The 21,829-nt window shown below is 68.8% G+C and carries 20 protein-coding genes; 11 read left to right on the top strand and 9 right to left on the bottom strand.

The annotated features are described in order from the left end of the window. Positions 1 to 3 precede the first annotated feature (3 nt). A complete protein-coding gene (locus MLJ35_RS06240; protein ID WP_243383604.1) occupies positions 4 to 561 on the bottom strand; it encodes a 5-formyltetrahydrofolate cyclo-ligase in 558 nt (185 codons plus the stop codon). 68 nt (positions 562 to 629) lie between these two features. On the opposite strand from MLJ35_RS06240, the gene MLJ35_RS06235 reads away from it, so the two are divergent. Next, a complete protein-coding gene (locus tag MLJ35_RS06235) occupies positions 630 to 1,829 on the top strand; it encodes a phospholipase D-like domain-containing protein (RefSeq protein WP_243383603.1) in 1,200 nt (399 codons plus the stop codon). A 224-nt stretch (positions 1,830 to 2,053) separates the two neighbouring features. Here MLJ35_RS06235 and mqnE read toward each other — a convergent pair whose 3' ends face one another. The 6 genes from mqnE to MLJ35_RS06205 form a co-directional block, all read right to left on the bottom strand. Next, positions 2,054 to 3,181, bottom strand: a complete 1,128-nt coding sequence (gene mqnE, locus MLJ35_RS06230) for an aminofutalosine synthase MqnE (RefSeq protein WP_243383602.1) — start codon at positions 3,179 to 3,181, stop codon at positions 2,054 to 2,056. 196 nt (positions 3,182 to 3,377) lie between these two features. Then, a complete protein-coding gene (locus tag MLJ35_RS06225) occupies positions 3,378 to 4,394 on the bottom strand; it encodes a quinone-dependent dihydroorotate dehydrogenase (RefSeq protein WP_243383601.1) in 1,017 nt (338 codons plus the stop codon). Next, positions 4,394 to 4,750 carry a hypothetical protein gene (locus tag MLJ35_RS06220; RefSeq protein WP_243383600.1) on the bottom strand — a complete coding sequence of 119 codons (357 nt, stop codon included), beginning with the start codon at positions 4,748 to 4,750 and terminating at the stop codon, positions 4,394 to 4,396. The genes MLJ35_RS06225 and MLJ35_RS06220 overlap by 1 nt, the downstream gene beginning before the upstream one ends. 7 nt (positions 4,751 to 4,757) lie before the next feature. Beyond that, positions 4,758 to 5,420: a CoA transferase subunit B gene (locus MLJ35_RS06215; protein ID WP_243383599.1), complete on the bottom strand. Its 663-nt coding sequence runs from the start codon at positions 5,418 to 5,420 to the stop codon at positions 4,758 to 4,760. 46 nt (positions 5,421 to 5,466) lie between these two features. Next, entirely contained in the window at positions 5,467 to 6,759 is a 1,293-nt protein-coding gene (locus MLJ35_RS06210) for a capsule assembly Wzi family protein (RefSeq protein ID WP_243383598.1), read from the bottom strand. Further along, positions 6,756 to 8,561: a peptidylprolyl isomerase gene (locus tag MLJ35_RS06205; RefSeq protein ID WP_243383597.1), complete on the bottom strand. Its 1,806-nt coding sequence runs from the start codon at positions 8,559 to 8,561 to the stop codon at positions 6,756 to 6,758. The genes MLJ35_RS06210 and MLJ35_RS06205 overlap by 4 nt, the downstream gene beginning before the upstream one ends. A gap of 135 nt (positions 8,562 to 8,696) precedes the next feature. Here MLJ35_RS06205 and MLJ35_RS06200 point away from each other — a divergent pair, with 135 nt between their 5' ends. Continuing rightward, entirely contained in the window at positions 8,697 to 9,773 is a 1,077-nt protein-coding gene (locus MLJ35_RS06200; RefSeq protein WP_243383596.1) for a class I SAM-dependent methyltransferase, read from the top strand. A gap of 6 nt (positions 9,774 to 9,779) precedes the next feature. On the opposite strand, the gene gmd is transcribed toward MLJ35_RS06200, so the two are convergent. Both gmd and MLJ35_RS06190 read right to left on the bottom strand, forming a co-directional pair. Continuing rightward, complete coding sequence (gene gmd / locus MLJ35_RS06195; protein ID WP_243383595.1) at positions 9,780 to 10,823, bottom strand: GDP-mannose 4,6-dehydratase; 1,044 nt, start codon at positions 10,821 to 10,823, stop codon at positions 9,780 to 9,782. 71 nt (positions 10,824 to 10,894) lie between these two features. After that, the gene (locus MLJ35_RS06190) at positions 10,895 to 11,764 is read right to left on the bottom strand and encodes an NAD-dependent epimerase/dehydratase family protein (RefSeq protein WP_243383594.1); all 870 of its coding nucleotides are present in this window, start codon (positions 11,762 to 11,764) and stop codon (positions 10,895 to 10,897) included. 137 nt (positions 11,765 to 11,901) lie between these two features. Here MLJ35_RS06190 and MLJ35_RS06185 point away from each other — a divergent pair, with 137 nt between their 5' ends. From MLJ35_RS06185 to hemN, 9 genes are all read left to right on the top strand, one after another. Continuing rightward, positions 11,902 to 13,128 carry a glycosyltransferase family 4 protein gene (locus MLJ35_RS06185; RefSeq protein ID WP_243383593.1) on the top strand — a complete coding sequence of 409 codons (1,227 nt, stop codon included), beginning with the start codon at positions 11,902 to 11,904 and terminating at the stop codon, positions 13,126 to 13,128. Between the two features lie 27 nt (positions 13,129 to 13,155). Then, positions 13,156 to 14,280, top strand: a complete 1,125-nt coding sequence (gene aroC, locus MLJ35_RS06180; RefSeq protein WP_243383592.1) for a chorismate synthase — start codon at positions 13,156 to 13,158, stop codon at positions 14,278 to 14,280. A gap of 84 nt (positions 14,281 to 14,364) precedes the next feature. After that, on the top strand, positions 14,365 to 15,528 hold the full coding sequence (locus tag MLJ35_RS06175; protein ID WP_243383591.1) for an NAD(P)-binding domain-containing protein: 1,164 nt from the start codon (positions 14,365 to 14,367) through the stop codon (positions 15,526 to 15,528). After that, positions 15,525 to 16,403 carry a hydroxymethylbilane synthase gene (hemC, locus tag MLJ35_RS06170; protein ID WP_243383590.1) on the top strand — a complete coding sequence of 293 codons (879 nt, stop codon included), beginning with the start codon at positions 15,525 to 15,527 and terminating at the stop codon, positions 16,401 to 16,403. Before MLJ35_RS06175 ends, hemC begins: the two co-directional genes overlap by 4 nt. Continuing rightward, positions 16,400 to 17,089: a uroporphyrinogen-III synthase gene (locus MLJ35_RS06165; protein ID WP_243383589.1), complete on the top strand. Its 690-nt coding sequence runs from the start codon at positions 16,400 to 16,402 to the stop codon at positions 17,087 to 17,089. Before hemC ends, MLJ35_RS06165 begins: the two co-directional genes overlap by 4 nt. Further along, entirely contained in the window at positions 17,083 to 18,060 is a 978-nt protein-coding gene (hemB, locus tag MLJ35_RS06160) for a porphobilinogen synthase (protein WP_243383588.1), read from the top strand. The genes MLJ35_RS06165 and hemB overlap by 7 nt, the downstream gene beginning before the upstream one ends. After that, positions 18,057 to 19,313, top strand: coding sequence for a glutamate-1-semialdehyde 2,1-aminomutase (gene hemL / locus MLJ35_RS06155; RefSeq protein WP_243383587.1), 1,257 nt, complete (start codon positions 18,057 to 18,059; stop codon positions 19,311 to 19,313). The genes hemB and hemL overlap by 4 nt, the downstream gene beginning before the upstream one ends. Positions 19,314 to 19,384: 71 nt before the next feature. After that, on the top strand, positions 19,385 to 20,374 hold the full coding sequence (gene hemE, locus MLJ35_RS06150; RefSeq protein WP_243383586.1) for a uroporphyrinogen decarboxylase: 990 nt from the start codon (positions 19,385 to 19,387) through the stop codon (positions 20,372 to 20,374). Further along, positions 20,371 to 21,741, top strand: coding sequence for an oxygen-independent coproporphyrinogen III oxidase (hemN, locus tag MLJ35_RS06145; protein WP_243383585.1), 1,371 nt, complete (start codon positions 20,371 to 20,373; stop codon positions 21,739 to 21,741). Before hemE ends, hemN begins: the two co-directional genes overlap by 4 nt. Positions 21,742 to 21,829: the final 88 nt, after the last annotated feature.

Genomic DNA, 21,829 nt, shown 5'->3' with positions numbered 1-21,829 from the left:
CTGTCAGCTGTCAGCTGTCAGCTGTCGGAAGCCGCGTTCGCTGAGCAGGGCCTGCACGGGCCAGTCGTGGGGGTCCACAGGGATGGGCAGGTGCATCTGGGCCTCGAAGCCTACGCCCACGGTGAGGACCTCCTCCGGCAGCCTGGCGAGAAGGGCGTCGTAGAAGCCGCGGCCATAGCCGATGCGGTAGCCCTCGTCGTCGAAGGCGAGGCCTGGCACGAGCAGCAGCTGCACCGGCGGAAGGAAGTGCTGGGCCAGGGCCGGCTCGAGGAGGCCCCAGTGGCCTTTCTCCAGGGGTTCCGTGCCCCAGGCCAGCCGGGGAGGCTGGGTCGAGGCCACCCGGGGGAAGAACCAGAGCCAGTCCGGATGGGCTGCCACCGCGGGGCGCAGGTCGATCTCGGAGCCGAAGGGCCAGAACGCTCCCACGCGGGTCAGGCGGCGGTCGCGGCAGAAGCGGTCGAGCTGGGTGGCGATGGCGGCGGACCATCCGGCGCGGTCCGCCGCCGGCAGCGCGTCCCGGCGGGCCTTGAGGTGGGCGCGGTACTCGGCTTTGGTTTCCACGCCTTCACCTCACCAGACCGGCGCCCGCCCCGTCAACGGAGTATCCTCGCACCTGGAGCGATGCCGCCATGACCCCACGTTCCCTGCTGCTGACCCTCGCCGCCGGCTTGGCCCTCGGGGCCTTCCAGCCCGCCCGGGCGCAACCCGGAGACCAGAACCTGGCCACCACCACCCTGGTGCAGTCTGTTCCGGTCGAAACGGGCCTGGCGGATCCCACCTTGGCGTTCGCCAAGGATGCCTGGGTGGCGATGATCCGCGAGGCGAAGACCAGCGTGGATGCGGCGGAGTTCTACGTCACCAACCGTTCCGGCAGCGCCCTGGAGCCCGTGCTCGTGGAGCTGGAGAAGGCCGGGGCCCGTGGGGTGAAGATCCGCTTCCTGCTCTCGGCAAAGATGCTCGACCAGGATCCCGCCTCGGTGGCCCGGATCCGGAACATTCCCGGCGCGGAGGTGCGGAGCTTCGACCTGGCCGGCGTCTCCCGGGGCATCCTCCACGCCAAGTACTTCGTGGTGGATGGCCGCGAGGCGGCCCTGGGCAGCCAGAACTTCGACTGGCGGGCCCTCGAGCAGATCCATGAGCTGGGCGTCCGGACCACGGATCCCCGGATCGTCACCCGGCTCACGGAACTGTTCGCCCTTGACTGGGCCTTCGCCGGAAACCGGAAACTGCCGGACCTTCCGGGCCGGTCTGTCCCCGTCCTCCGGCCCGACACAGAGTTGGTGGCCAGCCCGCCCTTCCTCACCCCGAAAGACATCCGGCCCGCCATCGACGCCCTGGTGGAGCTGATCGGCCAGGCGAAGCAGAGCGTGCGGGTGCAGTTGCTCACCTATTCGCCCATCGCGGGACAGGACCGCTTCTGGCCGGTGCTGGACGATGCCCTGCGGGCCGCCGCGGTGCGGGGGGTCCATGTGCGCCTGATGGTGTCCGACTGGGTGTTGGGCGGCCGCGCCCTGCCGCACCTCAAGGCCCTGACACTGATCCCGAATCTGGAGGTGAGGGTGGTCTCCATTCCCGAGGCGAAGGAGGGACACATTCCCTTCGCCCGCACCATCCACAGCAAGTACCTGGTGGTGGACGGCATGCACCTAGCCCTGGGCACGAGCAACTGGGAGGAGAGCTACTTCACGGATTCGCGCAACGTCGAGCTCATCTTCCGGGACTCGCCCCTGGCCGCCCAGGCGGTGCGTATCCACGACCGACTCTGGAACAGCTCCTACGCCTTCCCGCTGGACCCGGCGAAGGTCTACGAGAAACGGAAGGTCGACTGAAAAGACACGGATCACCGCCAAGACACCTAGGCACCAAGAAAAGCAAAGCCTTTATGGGTGTCCATCTGTGCTCATCGGTGGCCGCTTATAGTCTTTCGCGGCGGGCTTTCGAGGCTATCCCGGAAAGAGGGAACACCGATGAACACTGATCAAAGCTGATGCTCACCGATGAAGACCAGAGACCTTCTTGTCTTTCTTGGTGCCTTGGCGGTGGATCTGATTCTTCAGGCCGTGGCGTAGGTGTTGTACAGGTTGTCGCGCTCCAGGGCCTCGAAGCCGGCTTCCTCGATGAGGCGCACCAGCTCGTCGCGGTGGAGGCCCTGGGGGGTCTTGGCGCCGGCGTCGTGGGCGATCTCCTCGGCGATGACGGTGCCGTCCACGTCGTCCGCCCCGTAGCTCAGGCCGGCTTGAGCCAGGCCCGGCGAGATCATCACCCAGTAGGCCTTGATGTGCGGGATGTTGTCGAGCAGCAGCCGGGCCACGGCGATCTCGCGCAGGTCCTGCGTCCCTGTGGTCTCGTGGATGACGTGCGTGGCGCTCAGCTCGTTGTCCTCGTTCTGGTAGGCCAGGGGGATGAAGGCCAGGAAGCCCTGGTAGCCCGCGGCCTGGGAGCGGTCCTGCAGATCCCGCAGCCGCAGCAGATGGTCCACCCGGTGTCGGGCCTCCTCGATGTGGCCGTAGAGCATGGTGCAGTTGGTGGGCAGGCCCTTGCGGTGGCACAGTGCCGCCGTGTCCAGCCACACCTGGGCGTCCTTCTTGCCGATGCAGATCTGCTCGCGCAACGCCTCGTCGAAGATCTCCGCGCCCCCGCCGGGGCAGCTCTCCAGGCCCGCGGCCATGCAGCGGTCCAGGAACGCCTCGGTGCTCAGGCCCGAGATGCGGGCGTAGTACTCCATCTCGATCATGGTGAAGACCTTGAGGTGGATGGACGGGAATCGCGCCTTGATCTTCGTGAACAGGTCCTCGAAGTAGTCGATCTTGAGCTTGGGATTGTGGCCCGAGGTCATGTGCAGCTCGCGGACACCGGCGTTCTCCGGCTTCTCCAGCTCGGCGATGATCTGCTCGGCCGAGAGGGCGTAGGCCCGGGGGTCGCCGGGCTTGGCCTGGAAGGCGCAGAACTGGCAGTGGGTGAAGCAGACGTTGGTGTAGGACAGCCGGCGGCTCATGACGTAGTAGGCGGCCCGCCCGTTCTTCTGGAGGCGCACGTGGTGGGCCATGGCGCCCACGCCCGTGAGATCCGGGGTCTCGTAGAGCAGCAGGCCGTCGTCATAGGTCAGGCGCTCGCCGCGCAGCACCTTGTCCGCCAGGGGCAGCAGGCGCGGGTCACGGATCTTCGAATGGAGTGACAACATCGAAACCTCGATCCATCAGTTTAGCGCCCCGGCAAGGAATCGGTCTTCTTCTGAAAAGGAACCATGGGAAAGCGGAGGAAAGCGGAAGGGCTGAGGAAAGCTGAGAAAAGCGGCCGGGGCACAAGGATCACGCCTTCCTCCGCTCTCCTCCACTTCTCCGCTTTCCTCCGCTTATCCAATTCCTGCCGGTTTTGGTTTATTCCAGCCCTTCGTGGATGCGGCGCACGAGGCTGGGGCCCTCGAAGATGAGGGCGCTGTAGATCTGGGCCAGGGCTGCACCGTCGTCCAGGGCGCCCTGCACGTCCTCTGCGGACCCCAGGCCGCCGCAGGCTACCAGGGGCAGGCGGCCGCGCAGGGCGGACAGGATGCGCTTCCGAACCTCCCGGGCCTTGGGCTTCAACGGCGCGCCGCTGAGGCCTCCGGCGCCCTTGGATTCCACCAGGGCCCGCAGGGGTTCGGCCACGACGCCGCGATCCAGCGTGGTGTTGGTGGCAATGAGCCCGGAGATGCCCGAGGCCACGGCCACCTCCACGATGGCATCCAGGTCCTCCGGGGCCAGATCCGGCGCCAGCTTCAGCAGCAGGGGCTGGCGCTCCAGGCCCATCACCTTGCGCAGGTCCAGCATGCCCACCAGCAGGGGCTTGAGGGCCTCCGGCGCCTGCAGGTTCCGCAGGCCCGGCGTGTTGGGGCTGCTCACGTTCAGCGCGATGTAGTCCACCTGCGGCGCGATCAGCCGGTAGGCCGCTCGGTAGTCGTCCAGAGCCTGAGCCTCGGGCGTCTCCTTGTTCTTGCCCAGGTTGCCGCCCACGATCAGGCCCGCCGGGCGGCGCTTCAACCGCGCGGCCACCACGTCCGCGCCCTCGCTGTTGAAGCCCATGCGGTTGAGGATCAGGCCCGATTCGGGAAAGCGGAACAGGCGGGGCTTCGGGTTCCCGGGTTGCGGGCGCGGCGTGACGGTGCCGATCTCCACATGGCCGAAGCCCAGGCCCTTCCAGAGGGGCAGCAGGGTGGCGCCCTTGTCGAGGCCCGCGGCCAGGCCCAGGGGGGTGGGGAAGTCGAGACCGAAGACCGTCCGGCGCAGGGCGGCGGGGTGCTCCGGCTGCGGCAGGCGCGGGAAGGCGCAGGCTCTCGCCCCCAGCCAGAACGCCAGGTTGTGCGCGGTTTCGGGATCAAGGCGGAAGATCAGCGGGCGCAGTGCCCGGTACAGATCCATCACTTCACCGTGACGGTGGCTGAAGCGAGGATGTCAGGGAAGTCCTCCCGGCGAACCTCCACATGGAAGACGCCCGGGGTGGCAGGAGCGGTGTAGAGGCCGGCGCCCGTGATGCTTCCTCCATCAGGCTCCACCACGCGCCATCCCACGGGCTGACGCATGTAGCGGACGCCCTCGGGGTAGTTGATCTCGGCCTGGAAGGCCTGGGTGGCCCCCTTCGCCAGGCTCACGGCCACGGGGCGTAGGCTCAGGGTCGGCTTGAAGGGCTCGGCGGGCTTGGCGGGCACGGTGTTTCCCGGGGCAGTGCAGGCGAAGGCCAGCAGGAGGGGGAGGAGGGGCAGGGCGCGCATCAGCATGGAAATCTCACACTCCGGTCATCTCGGTCACGCGGTCCATCACGAGGGGAGGCTCCGTCCGGGCCTGGACTTCCTCTCGAGTGACGCCCGGTGCCACCTCCACCAGGCGCAGGCCCTCGCGGCCGGGCACCACGTCGATGACGGCCAGGTCGGTGATGATGCGGTGGACGCAGCGCTGGCCCGTGAGGGGCAGGGTGCACTTGCGGAGGATCTTGGGCTCGCCGTCCTTGCTGGTGTGCTCCATCACGACGACCACCCGCTTGGCCGAGGCGACGAGGTCCATGGCGCCGCCCATGCCCTTGACCATCTTCCCTGGGATCATCCAGTTGGCGAGGTTGCCCTCCATGTCCACCTGCATCGCGCCCAGGATGCTGAGGTCGATCTTGCCGCCGCGGATCATGGCGAAGCTGTCGGCGCTGCTGAAGAAGCTGGCGCCCGGCGCCGTCGTCACGGTCTGCTTGCCGGCGTTGATGAGATCCGGGTCCACTTCCTCCGGGGTGGGGAAGGGGCCGATGCCCAGCAGGCCGTTCTCGCTCTGCAGGATGACCTCCATGCCCTCGGGGATCACATTGGCGATGAGGGTGGGGATGCCGATGCCCAGGTTCACGTAGTAGCCGTCGCGCAGTTCCTGCGCCGCGCGGCGGACGAGCTGATCGCGGGACAACGCCATGCGGACCTCGAGAAGGGGAACCAGGATAGCGCAGGCGGCCGGAGCCTCAGAAGACGCGGAAGCTCTGGAAGAGGGTGAACGTCCAGCCCCAGCGGGCGGAGGATCCCGGGACTTCGTCCCGCCGCGAGGCCAGCGAAGCGCCGACCCGGCCCGTGGGCGTACGCCACTGGGCCTCGCCCTGGAGGAACCAGAACCCCGGGGCGAGGGGAGAGGCCGATGTGCCCCTCACACCCCGCAGGCGCCCTTGGCCTTCGAGGAAGAGGGGCATGCCGAGCTCCACCGTCCGGGTGATGACCTCGCGACCGAAGGCGGTGCCCAGGGAGTCGCCGAAGGTCGAGGTGCCCGCGAGGTAGGCTGGCTGGGTGAAGGTCCCTGGATGATTGGACGGAGCGGCCCCGGCGTACTCGAGCCCGAAATCCCACCGGTCCCAGACCAGCTGGAACCCGCCCAGGGTGCGGGCCGGAGTCAACGTGAGGGCCCGGCTGTCCGGGGCGGCGCTCCGGGACAGATGAATGGCCGCGCCCCGGGCCCCCGCGAAACGGGCCAGGGCAGGAATCCGCACCTTCACCTCCGCCAGGCTCCAGGTCCGGGCGGACGAAGCGGGAGCCGCCCGGCCGGCAGAGTCCTCGCCGCCTTCCATCCGGACGGAGCCGAGGCTGGCCTCCAGCACCGGGCCGAAGGCCGCCCGGATCATGCCTCCGTAGAGCCAGGGCCGGCGCAGATCCAGCCCGCGTGCCTGGGCGGCGAGGCGGGCCTCACGATCGGAGATCCAATCGGGGATGGGGCGATCAGCTTCCAGCCGGCCGGCGAAGGCCTCGGCCTGACAGCGCCCGAAGGGCAGCGAAGCCTCGGGGGTGCTCCATGAGAGGCGGGGGAAGGGGCGCGCGGCATCGCCCAGCAGGTCGCCGCCATCGAACCCTGATCCCCAGGCCAACGGCTGCTGTTCCAGGGCCAGCCGCCATCCGGATTCCCACTGGTAGGCGATCGCGGCGCGGAGGAGGTGGCCGCGGGTCATCCCGCCGTCCCGCAGGACCAGGGCCGTGGCGGCCACGGACCAGCCTCCGCTGACGTAGCGGCCCTGGAGGCCCAGCCCCCAGCCCTGCACTGCCTGGCCCAGCCCCTCGCCCCCAACAAGCGGCACGTACCGGCCCTCCGATCCGGCCCCCCCCAGGCCCACTTCCAGGGATGGGAGGGCCAGCGGCGGAAGGGGCTCCTCGCCCGTGGTCCAGGTCCGTTGGGCCTGTCTCAGGGCGGTCGCGCCATCCTGCAGCACAGGGGCCTGGGCGCACAGGCCGGTTGCCAGGCCCATCACCGCGATGGGGAACGGCCAGTGCCTCACGGTTCCAGCACCCTGACGGACAGGATTCTCGCGCCCAGCTCGAGGTCATCGAGGATCTTCATGGCCGCGTCCAGGTCCTCCACCTCGCCCATCCGCGTGTATTTACCCGTGAGGTGGGGTGTGGCGTTGGTGGTGATGAAGAACTGGCTGCCGCCCGTGTCCTTGCCCGCGAGCGCCATGCCCACGCTGCCGGGGCCGTACCAATCGAGGCTGTCTTCGCAGCGGACGGTGTATCCTGGCCCGCCGTCCATGGTGTCGAAGGGCGAGCCCATCTGCACCACAAAGTCCGGAACCACCCGGGGCACCAGCCGGCCCTTGAAGTAACCCTTCCGGGCCAGCAGGACAAGGTTGGTGATGTTCATGGGGGCGACGGCAGGGTCGAGGCGGAGTGTGATGCTGCGCTTTCCGCTCAGGGAGATGCGGAGTCGGAGGGGCTTGCCGCGCTCGGCCAGGCGGATGGCTTCCCGGAGGATTGCGGTGTCGTTCGAGGTGGGTTTCGGGGCTCTGGGCCAGGGAGTGGCGGGATCCAGCTTCACGAGGGCCTGGTAGGCCTCCCAGCGGCAGGTCCAGTTGGGATGCTGCAGCCAGGGGCGAAGCCGGGCCTTCTGCTCCTCCAGGGGCAGCTTCCACCGGCCATAGCTCTGGATCAGCGTCTGCTGGGGCTCGAACTGGGTGTCGCTCCAGACTCGCCTGGTGAGGGCCTCCAGATCGGTGGGGGCCGATGGGAGGTCCTCGATGCCGGCGGCGCGGGCGGTTCCGTCCGATCCTGCGAGGAGACGCGCCCGGACAAGATCCGCCCGGACCGGGTTTTGGATCCGCAGGGCGGGGAGGAGGGTGCCCATCATCAGGGGGGTGGTGGCGCCGAAGGGAGCCTCCTGGTCCAGGAGCGTCCGCAGGCCGGGCAGGGGTGAATCGAGCTTGGCCAGGGCCTGGAATCCGTACCACTGGGCCAGGGGATGGGCCGCACAGGGCCAGGGGCCGCCTTCCGCGTTGAACGCCTCCGCGGGCGCAGGCCTGGGCACGCCCTCGGCCAGCCTGGAGAGGATGCCCACGCAGGCCACGTCCAGCGTCGCCTGGTCGGGACGGGCAAGGCCGAGCCTGGCCCAGGCTGGGGATTCTGGCGAGAGCGACGCGAACGCCGTCATCGCCAGGTCCCGGCGCTGAGGCCAGGGCGCGCGGTTCCACGCGTCCATCAGCGCCAGAATGCTCCCGGGCGTGGCAGGCACCGGCGGCAGGAGCTCCTTCTCCTTTCCGGCCATCACCAGCCGCAGCCGAGCCGCCTGGGCGCGGACGGGATCAACCTTGCCGGCCTTCTGGAGGGCGTCGAGGAAGGCTCGGAGGCCGGGGGAGATCTCCGCGCCGTTCAGGCGCGCCGTGGCGAGGGATGCCTCCAGGTGCAGGTGTCCGGGCCAGGTGGCGGCATCCTCGGCAACGAGGCCATCGAGGGCCATGAGGGCCTTCGGGCTCTTGAAGCGGTTCAGGAAGAACAGGGCGTCGAAGCGCTCCCGGGGCGTCCGGGCCTCCGCGGCCTTCGCCAGCCACACCGCCTCCGAGGGGTTGTCGAGTTCCGGCGGCAGCAGGGCTGGCGAGCCGGGAGCTCCGATGCGACGGATCGTCCGATCCAGGCGGGCCCGGTCCTGTGGCGCCAGGGTCCCTCTCTGCGCGTCCGCGAAAGCCAAGGGTTGCCTGGCCCATTCAGCCCGGATGGCGTCGCGGACGGTGAAGCGGGGGCCCTGGGCGAAGAGGGGCGACACCGCGAGCAGGCCGACTGCCAGGCGGGGAAGGGGGAGCGCAAGGGGCATGGGTGACTCCTCGTGGTCTCGTCGGAAAGTTGCCGGTGGCTCTAAGTCTATGCGAATCCTGGAATAGCCACTGCCGATGTCCAGGTTATGCTGGAGGGCCCACAGCCATGCCCGATCCAGATCTGGAGTTTCCGCATGTCCCACGTTGCCTCGACGGCCCGTCCAGAGAAGGTTCAAGGGGAGGCTCCGACCTGGTTGAAGGAGCTGGACGCGGCCTCCAGGCCGGTCCCCAAGAAGGGTTCCGGACTGGGCCGTTGGATCTGCCGCCTGGTGGCTCGGGCGGCCCTGCGTGGCGGACGGGATCTCGATGTGGACCAGCCCCGGTTCAACGCGGCCCTGGTCGAGGGACTCCGGCAGCTGTCGGCCACCGTGGATGAGCTGGTCTCCTTGCACCAAGCGGCCCTTCGGCAGCCGGATCATCCCATGGGGCTGCAGGAGGCGGTCCGCACCCTCCGGGAGGATCTCCGTGCGGTCCAGCAGCGGATGCCTTCTGCCATCTCCCAGGTGCGGGAGAGCCAGCCGGAAGGTCAGCGATTCGCCCCCTACTATCGGGCCTTCGAGGATGCCTTCCGCGGGAGCGAGGCGGTGATCGAGTCCCGGCTGGAGGTCTACCTGCCCCATGTCCGGAAGGCCTTCTCAGGTCTCCGGGATCCCCTGTGGCTCGACCTCGGCTGCGGCCGCGGGGAATGGCTCCGAGTCCTGGCCGGGGTCGGCGTCCGAGGCGTGGGCGTGGACGGCAATGCGGGCATGGCCGAGGCCGCCCGGGCCTCCGGCCTGGAGGTCCAAGTCGGGGACCTGATGGACCATCTCCGCGGCTGCGAGGCGGGAAGCGTGGATGGGCTCAGCGCCTTTCACGTGGTCGAGCACCTGCCTTTGGACCTGCTCGTGGAGCTGCTCCAGGAGGGATTGCGGGTGGTGAAACCCGGGGGTCTCCTCATCCTGGAAACGCCCAATCCCGAGAACCTGCAGGTGGGAGCCCATACCTTCTACCTTGACCCGACCCATCGCAGCCCGGTGCCGCCGGCCTTCCTGGCCTTCCTGGCAGCCCAGGTCGGATGGAGGCAGGGGGATATCCTCCGCCTGCAGGCGGACGAGCGCGACTTGGCTCGGGCGAAGCGAGCATGGCTGGGGAACAAGGCCCTCATGAAGGCCGCGGAGAGCCTGTTTGGGCCCAGGGACTATGCCCTGGTGGCGGTTCGTCCTCTGTCCTGAATTCCCTCAGCGGTACCCGGCGCGGGGCGCCTCGGCGTGGCCAGCTTCGCGGAGCACCTGCTCCTTCTCGGCCAGCTTGAGGTCCGAATCCACCATCATGGCCGCCAGGGCCCGGATGTCGCTCTTCGGCTCCCAGCCGAGGATGCGGAGGCTCTTGGACGGATCACCTTCCAGGTGGTCCACCTCGGCGGGTCGGAAGTAGCGGGGGTCGATTTCCACGTGCTTCTGCCAGTCCAGGTCCAGTCGCCCGAAGGTCAGCCCCAGGAAGTCGCGGATGCTGATGCTCTCGCCCGTGGCCACCACATAGTCATCGGGCGCATCCTGCTGGAGCATGCGCCACATGGCTTCCACGTAGTCTCCCGCGAAGCCCCAGTCCCGCTTCGCGTCCAGGTTGCCCAGGAAGAGCTTGTCCTGGAGCCCCAGCTTGATGCGCGTGGCTGCACGCGTGATCTTGCGGGTCACGAAGGTCTCGCCGCGCCGCGGGCTCTCGTGGTTGAACAGGATGCCGTTGCAGGCGAAGAGCCCGTAGCTCTCCCGGTGGTTGATCACCTGGTAGTGGGCGTAGACCTTGGCGCAGGCGTAGGGGCTGCGGGGCTCGAAGCGGGTGCCCTCGTGCTGCCGGGGCTTGGCGCTGCCGAACATCTCGGAGCTGCCGGCCTGGTAGAAGCGGATCTGCTTCTTCGTGTGCTTCATGTAGCTGCGGATGGCCTCCAGCAGCCGGATGACGCCCACGCCCACCACGTCCACGGTGTATTCGGGCTGGTCGAAGCTCACGCGCACGTGGCTCTGGGCGCCCAGGTTGTAGACCTCGTCGGGCTGGATCTCGTCCAGCAGGTTCCGCAGGGCTCCGGCGTCGGACAGGTCGCCGTAGTGCAGGAAGAACGAGGGATCCGGCGTCTCGCCTACGTGCAGGTGGTCGATGCGGTCCGTATTGAACAGGCTGGCCCGCCGCACCACGCCGTGGACCTGGTAGCCCTTCGACAGCAGCAGCTCGGCCAGGTAGCTGCCGTCCTGGCCAGTCACGCCGGTGATGAGTGCGGTCTTCTGCATGGGGCCCTCGAAGCGGAAACGTTCACTCTACCTTGCCGGATGGGAATGGAGAAATGGCAATGGGCGAAGATTCACCGGGCGCGGGCGATGGCCTGAAGTGTATCTTCGAGGCTGTGGGAGGGTCGCCAGCCTGTATCCGCCATCAGCCGCGAGGGGTCACCGACCAAGGTCTCCACCTCGAGGTTCGCGAACAGGGCCGGGCGGTCCTGGCCGCAGGCCTTCAATAGGCCGCGAACCAGCTCAGACACTCTGGTGGGTCGTCCAGAGCAAAGGTTCCAGATGGAGCCGCTGGGCGCATCGACCTCCAAGAGGCGCAAGTAGGCGTCCATGGCGTCCCGCCAATCGAGGAAATCGCGGATGTCGTCACGGCCCAGCATGCGAACGGGATTCTCACCGCGGCGGATGCGGTCCAGGAGCTCGGGCACCAGCAGGCCGGGAGCCATGCCCGGACCAAGCTGATTGAAAGGACGCACGATGAACACCTTCAGGGACTTCCGGTGCCTCAGGGCCCACGTCTCCCCTAAGTGCTTGGAGAGGGCGTAGGGGTGGGCGGATCCCAGCGGATCCGTCTCCTTGAGGGGATGGTCGCTCGGTGCGTAGACGAAGGCGCTGGAGGCGAAGATGGCGCGGCAACCCGGCGCGACCGCTGCCAGGTGGTCGAAGACCCGCGCGGTCATGCGCAGGTTGGCGAAGACTAGGTCCTGGGTCCAGGCCAGGCCGGGCACGGAGTAGGCCGCCAGGTGGAAGGCCGCCTCCCATGGGAGATCGCCAGGCAGCGGCAACGGGTCGTGGCCCAGCAGATCCACGGCCTTGCAGCAAAGTCCTGCCGCCTCCTCGCTTCGGGTCCGGTCCCAGGATTCGACCTCATGACCGGCATCCAGGAGGCGCGAAATAAGGGCCCGCCCCACGAATCCGGACCCTCCGACCACCAGAACTTTCATTTGTGTGGCTCCATCCCTACGGAAACGAATTCAAGGCGGCGGGGATCCGTCCTGCACCGCGCCATTCGAAAGGTGGGGAAATGCTAACATCAAGGTCTTTCGGCCCAAGGCGTGGGCGGATCATGGAGGGGAATTCGATGCGCCTTGGCGTGTTCCACCCAGCTTTCGAGACGGTCGGTGGCGCCGAGCTTCTGGTGGCGGCCCAGGCCCAGCATTTTCGGAGCCAGGGCGCCGCACCAGAGATCGTAACCCTCGGATTCGATGCCGACCGCTGGGGGAAGCGCCTTGCCGGAATCCCGGTGCATACGGTGGAGAAACGGCATTGGACGGACGCGTTCTACGGATGGTCCCGGATGGCCAAGCTGCGGCGCCGAGGGCTTCGCGCCGCCGCGGCCCTGAAGCCGTACGACCTGGTGATCGCCCACAACTTCCCCTCCAGCGCCATGCTCGGGGCCGCCCCCATCCGCGCCCGGAAGATCTGGCAATGCAATGAGCCCCCGCGTGGGATCTACTGTCGCGAGGCCAACCCGGCCCTGGTGGCCAGAGTCCTGGCCTCGGGAGGGCGAGGCCAGGAGGAAGCCACCATCGCTTTCGCGAAGCGTCTGGAGACGCATGATCGGGCCATGGAGGGGAACACTGACCTGAGGGCCCGCTACGACTACGATCTGGAGGCGGCGAAGGGTCTCGACCTCATTTACGCCATCAGCGAGTTCAGCCGCGACAATGCCCGGCGCATCTACGGCCGGTGCCGGGAGGAAGTGATCTATCCCATCGTGCGGTTTCCCGAAGGCGGCAGGAACCGCGCGGGCCTGGAACGCTCCGTGCGCCGGGTGCTGGTCCATTCCCGCCTGGAGGTGCTGAAGAACATCGATACCGTCATCCGGGGATTCGCCCTCTTCCAGGCTGCCAGCCCGGTTCCCTGCGAGCTTCACGTGGTGGGGACGGGCCCCCTCAAGGAACGGCTGGAACACCTGGCGGCCGCGAGTTGCAGGGCAGGGTCAGTCCGGTTCCATGGCTACCTCTCGGACGAGGATCTCCGCCGCGTCTACGAAGCCTGCGATGTCCTGGCCCTGCTGACGCTGGATGAGCCGTTCGGCATGGTCTATCCGGAGGCTGCGGCCAAGGGGCTCCTCATGGTGGGCCCGGATCATGGCGGCCCGCTGGAGATCCTGGATGGGGGCAGGCTCGGGTGGGTGGTCGACGCCTTCTCCCCGGATGCGCTGGCGGAGGCTCTGGCGCAGGTGTGGCATCTCGACGACGCCGAAGCGGACCGGCGCCGTGAAGCCGCCGACCAGGCCTGCCGGGCCCGGTACGGCATCGAGGCCGTGGGGCCCCAGCTCACGGCACTTTTATCGGAAGCCTGACCACGGCTGCCTGAATTAGACTGAGGGATGCTCTTCGATTCTCCCTCTTCCTTCGGCCGGACCTTCCGCATCCTCACCTTCGGCGAAAGCCACGGGGCGGCGGTGGGGGTGGTGATGGACGGCGTGAAGCCGGGGCTGCCGTTCGACCTGGAGGCCATCCAGAAGGAGCTGGATCGCCGCCGCCCAGGCCAATCGGACCTGGTGACGCCCCGGAACGAAGCGGACCGCGTGCAGGTGCTCAGCGGTGTCTTCGAGGGGCGCACCACGGGCCATCCCATCGCGCTGGTGGTGTTCAACGAGAATCAACGGAGCGGCGACTACAAGGCCATCTCGGACCTGTTCCGGCCCGGCCACGCGGATCTCACCTATGATCGCAAGTACGGGATCCGCGACCCCCGCGGCGGCGGGCGCAGCAGTGGCCGCGAGACCCTGGCCCGCGTCGCTGCCGGTGCCTGGGCCAGGCAGCAGCTTGCGGCCATGGGCGTGACGGTGCGCGGTTTCAACCGCGAGATCGCGGGTATCGCCGGGACCTCGGTGGATTGGACCTTCGTGGAATCGAATCCCCTCCGGGTGGCGGACCCTGCGACCTTTCCCGACCAGCGGGCCGCCGTGGAGTCCGCCCTGGCCGACGGCGACAGCGTGGGGGGCGTTTGCGAGGTGTGGATCGAGGGACTGCCCGTGGGGCTGGGCGACCCGGCCTTCGGCAAGCTGGACGGCCTGCTGGCCCTGGCCTGCATGTCCATCGGCGCTGTGAAGGGTGTGGAGCTGGGTGCCGGCTTCGAGAGTGCCCGCCGCCGCGGCAGCGAGAACAACGATCCACTGGGCCCCGACGGGCCGCTGAAGAACGACGCCGGCGGCACCCTGGGCGGCATCAGCACGGGCGCCCCGGTGGTGGTGCGCCTGGCCGTTAAGCCCACCAGCTCCATTTCGAAGACCCAGAAGACCATCGATCGCGACGGTCATGCCGCGGACATTTCGACCAAGGGACGCCACGACCCCTGCATCGCACCACGCATCGTGCCGGTGGCGGAAGCCATGTGCGCCCTGGTGGTCTACGATGCCTGGCTCACCCAGCAGGTGCTTCGGGAGGGCTCGGTGGCGCCGCTGGCGGAATGGGACTGGCAGGCCATCGAGGAACTGTTCCGGGGATGATCGTTGTGATGACCGCCACGTTCCTGGCGCCATGACGAACTGATGACCTTGCCCGCCCAGGGCCAATTGACAATCGGATCCGATATGGAACCCGTCCTCCTCAGTTTCCACGCTCCCATCCATGATCTGGAGCAGGTGGCCCAGCATGTGGTGCGGGATGGCGTGCCGGCCCGCCTGCGGGATTGGCAGCGTGCCACCGGCGCCCGCGAGCTGGTGTACCTGGCCACCTGCCAGCGGGTGCTCTGGATGGTGTGGGGCGGCGATCCCGCCGCGCTGGATCCGGGGCCGGGCGTGCGCCGCTATGAAGGCGAAGAGGCCTGGGTGCATCTCCTGGCCATGTCCGCCGGGCTTGAGTCCGCCAACCTGGGCGACCGCGAGATCCCCGGCCAGATGAAGGATGCCCTCGAGCAGGCCCGCCAGGTGGGCGTGGCCGGCGACGAGGCCCAGGCGGTGTTTGAGGACGTGATCCGCGAAGGCCAGCGCCTGCGGTCCCGCCTCGGCCTGGCCGACGGCAACGTGAGCGTGGCCACGGTGGCCCTCAAGCACCTCTGCGAGGGGCTTCCGGAGGGTTCGGCCATCGCCCTGGTGGGCGTGGGTCCCATGACCCAGTACCTGGCCGAGCGCCTGCCGGAGCGCGGCTTCAAGGTGTCGGTCGCCAATCGCACCAAGAGCAAGGCCCATGACCTGGCGGACCCCTTGGGGCTGGCGGTGGTGGACCTCCCCCTGCTCCAGCGCGATCCCGCTGGATTCCAGGCCATCGTGAGCGCCACGGCCGCGCCCGAGCCGATCTTCACGCTGGACGCCTGGCAGACCCTCAAGCGTCCGCTCCTCCGCATCCTTGACCTGGCTCTGCCGCCGGATTCCGAGCCCGGCCTGGAGCAGCTGCCCTGGGTCCACCGCGTGGACCTCTCGGCCTTCCTGGCCCAGACCGCCACGGCGCGGGCCCAGCGGGCCGAGGCCGCCACCAAGGCCGAAGCCTTCCTGGTGGGGGCCGCCGGTCGCCTGCGCCATCGTGCCCATGCGCGGGGCCACAAGCGCCACCTCGCCTCCGCCCAGGAGCGTCTGGATTCCGCCTGGGGCGCCCTGGAGGCCGAGGTGAAGGCCCTGGAGGATTCCATGCAGGGGCTGGACGAGAGCCAGCGCGAGGCCCTCAAGGAGATCCTGACCCGCGGCCGCACGCTGGCCTTCCGGGCCTTGATCCAGACCCAGCCCAAACCGGACCCGAACGGAGAGGCAGCCAAACCATGAAGCACGTCATCGTCGCCACCCGCGGATCCGCCCTGGCCGTGGGCCAGGCCGAGCCTCTGGTGAGGTTCCTCGAATCGAAGGGCTACGAAGTGTCCTGGCGGAAGTTCTCCACCTCCGGCGACCAGTGGCTCCAGGGCCCCCTGGACAAGCAGGTGGGGGGAGGCTTCTTCACCAAGGAGCTGGAGGACGCCATGGCCGCCGGCGCGGCCGATCTCCTCATCCACAGCCTGAAGGACGTCTCCCTCGAGCGCCCCGCGGGCATTGTCTCCGCCTGCATCCCCAAGCGGGAGGACCCCTCCGACTGGCTGGTGATGCGACCGGACGCCCCCGAGGATCTGACCATCGGCACCAGCGCTGTGCGGCGCGAGCGCGTCCTCAGCCAGCTCTTCCCCAAGGCTCGGTTCACCTGGATCCGCGGCAACGTCCAGACCCGCCTCCAGCGAGTGCGCGACGGCGTCCTGCGGGACGCGCCCATCCACGCCACGCTGCTGGCCGCCGCCGGCCTGAAGCGCCTGGGGCTCGACCTGTCCGGTCTCACTGTCCGTCCGCTGACGCCCGACGAGTTGCCTTCGGCGCCGGGGCAGGGGGCCCTCCTGGCCGAGGCCCGGGCCGACCGGCCTGATCTCGTGGAGGTCCTGGCCGAAGTCCACGATGCCATGACCGCCCGCTGCGTCACGCTGGAGCGCCAGGTGCTGGCGGGAATCGGTGGCGGCTGCCAGCAGCCCCTGGGTGCCCTCGCCATCCCGCAGGCGGACGGCACCCTGCTGCTTCGCGCGGCCTACGCACCGGCCGGGGAGCTCCGTCGTGCCGAGGCGCGAGGCACCAATGACGAGGCCTTGCTGAAGACCGTTCTCCAGGGCATCGGCCTGTCATGACCTCCACGGCCGCGCCCCGCCTGGCTCTGGCCAGGCCCGCCCAGCATCCGCTGGCGGACACGGTGCGCAAGGCCGGCTGGGAACCCGTGCCCTATGCCTTCACCAGCCTGAAGGTTATGGCCCAGGCCCTTCCGATGCCGTTCGAAGCGGCCCAGGCCTTCGTGGCCCTGAGCCCCGCCGGAGCCAAGGTCGCCTCCACTGTCCTTCCGGCCGGAACGGTCTGCCTCCTCCAGGGAGCCGGCACTGCCGAGGCCCTGGAGCGGGAGGACCTGGAGATCCACCTCCCCGCCGAGGCCCGGGCCGAGGCCCTGTGGGAGCTCCTTCGCACCCGGTTTCCCGAGGGCGGCGACTTCATCCTGGCCCGGGGGGAGCGGAGCCGCGAGTACCTGGAGGCGGCGACTCGGGGAAGCGCCTGGCGGATCCATCCCTGGATCACCCACCGCGAGGTGGCCCGAGACCCCTTCCCGCCGCTTCCGGACGTTGAAGGCGTGCTGGCCCTGAGCCCCTTCCAGGCGGAAATCCTCGCGCCCATCGCCCTCGGCGTGCAGCGCTTCGCCTGGGGCGAGGCCACCGCCGAGGCCTTCGCGCGGGCGGGCGCGCCCGCGCACGCCCACTGCGAGCCCAAGCCCAGCCTGCTCTGGGCCATGCTCGCGCAACATCTGAACAAGGAGGAGTCCCCATGCTGAACCGCTCCCGCCGCCTCCGCACCAGCGCGGCCATGCGCAACCTGGTCGCCGAGACCGACCTGCGCCCGCGCCACCTCATCCAGCCCCACTTCGTGATGCCCCAGGCTGGCAGCACCGAGATCGCCAGCATGCCGGGCATCGTCAACGCCGGCGTGGAGGAGACGGTTCGCCAGGTGGAGAAGGACCTGAAGAAGGGCATCGCCAGCGTTCTGCTCTTCGGCGTGCCGGACGACGCGTCCAAGACGCCCGATGCCCGCTACGCCTGCGACCACAACGGCGTGGTGCCCGTGGCCGTGAAGGCCCTCAAGAAGGCCTTTGGCTCCGATCTCATCGTCATGACCGATGTCTGCCTCTGCGGCTGCACCAGCCACGGCCACTGCGGCCTCGTGGACGAGAACGGCGTGGTCCGCAACGACGAGACCCTGCCCATCCTGGCGGAGATGGCCCTGCGCCATGCCGAGGCGGGCGCCGATGTGGCCTCCCCCAGCGACATGATGGACGGCCGGGCCGGCGCGATCCGCGCCATGCTGGACCAGCACGGCTACACCCAGACCAGCATCCTCTGCTACGCCATCAAGCACTCCGGCGCCTACTACGGTCCCTTCCGCGAGGCGGCCCACAGCAGCCCCAAGTTCGGCGACCGCAAGACCTACCAGATGGACCCCCGCAACGCCCGTGAAGGCCTGCGGGACGCCCTGTTCGACATCGACGAGGGCGCCGACATGCTGATGGTCAAGCCCGCCCTGCCGAACCTGGACCTCATCTGGCGCCTGCGCCAGGCCACCCTGGCGCCCATCTGCGCCTACCACGTGTCCAGCGAGTTCAGCAGCGTGAAGGCCGCCGACCGCCTGGGCTGGGTGAACGGCGACCAGCTGATGTACGAGCACCTCATCGCCATCCGGCGCGCCGGCGCCGACATGATCGTCACCTACGCCGGCCGCGAGGCCGTGGAGAAAGGCTGGATCTCGTGAGCAACGACACCCTCTTCCAGGAAGCCCTGACGCACTTCCCCGGCGGCGTATCCAGCCCCGTGCGCGCCTTCCGGGCCGTGGGCGGCACGCCCAAGTTCTTCAAGAAGGCCAGCGGCGCCTGGTTCGAGGACGAGGATGGCCAGAAGTTCCTCGACCTCTGCATGTCCTGGGGCCCGCTGATCCTGGGTCACGCCCACCCCGACATCCTGGCGGCCGTGACCGAGTCCATGCAGGAGGGGCTCACCTTCGGCGCCCCCAGCCGCCGTGAGCTCGCCCTGGCCCGCAAGATCAAGGAGATGGTGCCCTTCGTGGAGAAGATGCGCTTCGTGTCCTCGGGCACGGAAGCCGTCATGTCCGCCCTGCGCGCCGCCCGCGGCTTCACGGGCCGGGATCGCATCCTGAAGTTCGAGGGCTGCTACCACGGGCACAGCGACGGCCTGCTGGTGAAGGCCGGTTCGGGCCTCATCACCTTCGGTGCCCCCACCAGCGCCGGCGTGCCCAAGGGCATCGCCGAGCTGACCTCCGTGGTCACGCTCGACGACCTGGAAACCCTGGAGCGCACCTTCGCCGAGATCGGGAACGAGCTGGCCGCAGCCATCATCGAGCCCATCCCCGCCAACAACGGCCTGCTGCTCCAGCGTCCCGAGTTCCTCAAGCGGCTGCGCGAGCTCTGCACCAAGCACGGCGTGGTCCTCATCTTCGACGAAGTCATCAGCGGCTTCCGCGTGGCCCCCGGCGGCGCGGCGGAGCGCCTGGGCATCACGCCCGACCTGGCCACCTACGGCAAGATCATCGGCGGCGGCATGCCCGTGGGCCTCTACGGCGGCCGGAAGGACATCATGGGCGTCGTGGCGCCGGACGGCCCGGTCTACCAGGCGGGCACGCTGTCGGGCAATCCCGTGGCCATGGCCGCGGGCCTCGCCACCATGGAGAAGCTGACCCCGACCTTCTACGCCGGTCTGGAAGCCAATGCGGCCAAGTGGGCCGAGGCCTTCGAGGCCATTCCCGGCCTCCACTGCCCCCGCTACGGCAGCCTGCTCTGGCCCCTGTTCCAGGACGGCGTGCGCCGCAGCGACGCGGTGAAGGGCGAGGCCATCAGCAGCTTCAACCGCCTCCACAAGGCCCTGCTGGGCCAGGGCGTCTACCTGCCCCCCAGCGGCTACGAAGTGGCCTTCCTCGGCGCGGCCCACGGGGAGCCCGAGCTGGCCCACTTCAAGCAGGCTGTGGCCGCCGTGGCCAAGGAATTCGCCTGATTTCCGAAGGCGCCGGCCACTTCCCCGCGCGCCTCCCCTTGTTTCTGTGATGACATGTTCTTGGTGATGTGATGACCCAGCCCCTCCTCCGCGTCCTGAACGGCGAAGCCCTCGACAAGCCCCCGGTGTGGTTCATGCGCCAGGCCGGGCGCTTCCTGCCCGAGTACCGCGCCGTGCGGGCCAAGGCCACCTTCGAGCAGCTGCTCAACGACTCGGACCTGGCCGCGGAAGTGACGCTGCAGCCCATCCGCCGCTTCCCCCAGATCGACGGCGCCATCATCTTCAGCGACATCCTGGTGATTCTCGACGCCCTGGGCTGCGAAGTGACGATCCCGGAGGGCGGGCCCCGCATCGGGAAGACGCTGGACCAGATCGACCTCGACCGGCCCCTGGACGAGAAGGTGTTCGAGCCGGTCTGCGAGGCCATCCGCAAGGTGAAGAGGGAGCTGCCGGCCAAGGTGACCATGCTCGGCTTCGCTGGCGCGCCCTGGACCCTACTGGCCTACGGCATCGAAGGGAAGGGGAGCAAGTCCTGGTCGAAGGCCAAGGCCTTCCTGCACCAGGAGCCAGTGCTGGCCCGCAAGTGGCTGGACAAGCTGGCGGACGCCGCCGCCCGCCTGCTGAACCTGCATATCGAGGCTGGTGCCCAGGGCGTGCAGCTCTTCGACACCTGGGCGGGGGAGCTGGACGCCGACGACTACGCGACCTTCGCCCTGCCCTCTGTGGAGCGCACGCTCTCCCAAGTGAGCGCAGCCCCCACGCTGTTCTTCGCGCGCACCGGGTACCTGCCGGACAGCCTCAACCAGCTGCCCTGCAAGGGGCTGGCCGTGCCCTGGCAGGTGCCCATCACCGAGGCCCGCCGCCGCTTCCCCAAGATGGTGCTCCAGGGCAACCTCGATCCCATCGCGCTACTGGCCGGGGCGGACACCGCCAAGCGGAAGGCCCGGGCCATCGTGGACGCCATGAAGGGCCACCCCCACATCTTCAACCTCGGCCACGGACTCGTGCCTGAGACCGATCCCGCCGTGGTCGCGGCCGTCCTTGACGAGGTGAAGGCATGAACCAGCTCGCTGACCTCATTCGCCGCTACGACCGCCCCGGGCCGCGCTACACCGGCTACCCCATGCCGCCGGCCTGGTCCGACGACTTCCCGGAGCCCGAGGTCCTCTCGGCCCTGGAGCGCGCCGACGCCCGCAAGGACGAGGCCCTGTCGCTCTACCTGCACATCCCCTTCTGCCCGCGCCGCTGCGCCTACTGCGGCTGCAACGTGGTGGTGAGCCCCCAGTACGACCCCGTGGAGGCCTACCTCGCCGCGGTGACAAAGGAACTGGATCTCGTCTGCTCCCGCCTGAAGGACCGCCGCAAGGCCCTCCAGCTGCACTGGGGCGGCGGCACGCCCACGTACCTGAAGGCGGCCGACCTCACCCGCACCTTCAACCTGTTCAAGGAGCGCTTCGAGTTCCAGCCCGGGGCCGAGATCGCCATCGAGGTGGATCCCACCTTCCTGGAGCCCGATCAGCTCCCGACGCTCCGCAAGCTGGGCTTCAACCGGGTGTCCTTCGGGGTGCAGGACCTGGACGAGAACGTGCAGGCCCTCATCACCCGCGGCCAGACCTGGGACCATACGCTGACGGCCATGAAGCAGTGCCGGGACCTGGGCTTCGAAGGCGTGAACCTGGATCTGGTCTACGGCCTGCCCGGCCAGACCATGGACACCTTCCGCCGCACCCTGGAATCCACCCTCGAGCTGTCGCCGGACCGCATGGCCATCTACGGCTTCGCCTACCTGCCCAGCATCATGCCCTTCCAGCGGAGCATCCCCGCCGAGACGCTGCCCTCACCGGACCTGCGGCTGGACCTGCTGCTCCTGGCCTCGGACATCCTGGAGAAGGCGGGCTACGTGGCCATCGGCATGGACCACTTCGCCCACCCGAACGACCCCATGGCCAAGGCCGTGAACGAAGGCCGCCTCATCCGCAACTTCATGGGCTATGCCGTGGCCGCTGGCACGGACCTGGTGGGCTTCGGCCCCAGCGCCATCTCCAACGTGGCGGGCGTCTACTCCCAGAACGAGAAGATCCTCGCCAAGTGGGAGCGCAGCATCACGGATGGGCACCTGGCGGTCCACAAGGGCCACCGCCTTTCCGAGGACGATGAGCTGCGCCGCTGGGTCATCCACCACCTCATGGGCCACTTCGAGCTGCGCTGGGACGACCTGAGGGCCCGCTTCGGCGTGGACGGTCCTGCGCTCTTTGCCGATGCAGTGGAGCAGCTGAAGGAAGAGGTCCCCCAGGGCACCGTGGAGGTCCGGTCCGAAGGCGTCTTCATCACTCAGCTCGGCCGGCGCTTCGTGCGCAACTTGGTGCAGCCCTTCGATGCCTATCTGGCCAAGCTCAGCGCCAAGACGCCTTTTTCCAGGACGGTCTGAAGCTTTCCGTTGAATAGCCGACCCAAAGGCCTACATTAGAGGCTGTGGAGACCCGCCCGCCCGGGCTTTGGGTCGACGGCCAAAGGCC

It is taken from the genome of Geothrix alkalitolerans (assembly GCF_022808885.1).
In the GTDB taxonomy this organism is placed as follows: domain Bacteria; phylum Acidobacteriota; class Holophagae; order Holophagales; family Holophagaceae; genus Geothrix; species Geothrix alkalitolerans.
The sequence above is the reverse complement of the archived record's forward strand: the minus strand, read 5'-3'. Positions and strand labels throughout refer to the sequence as shown.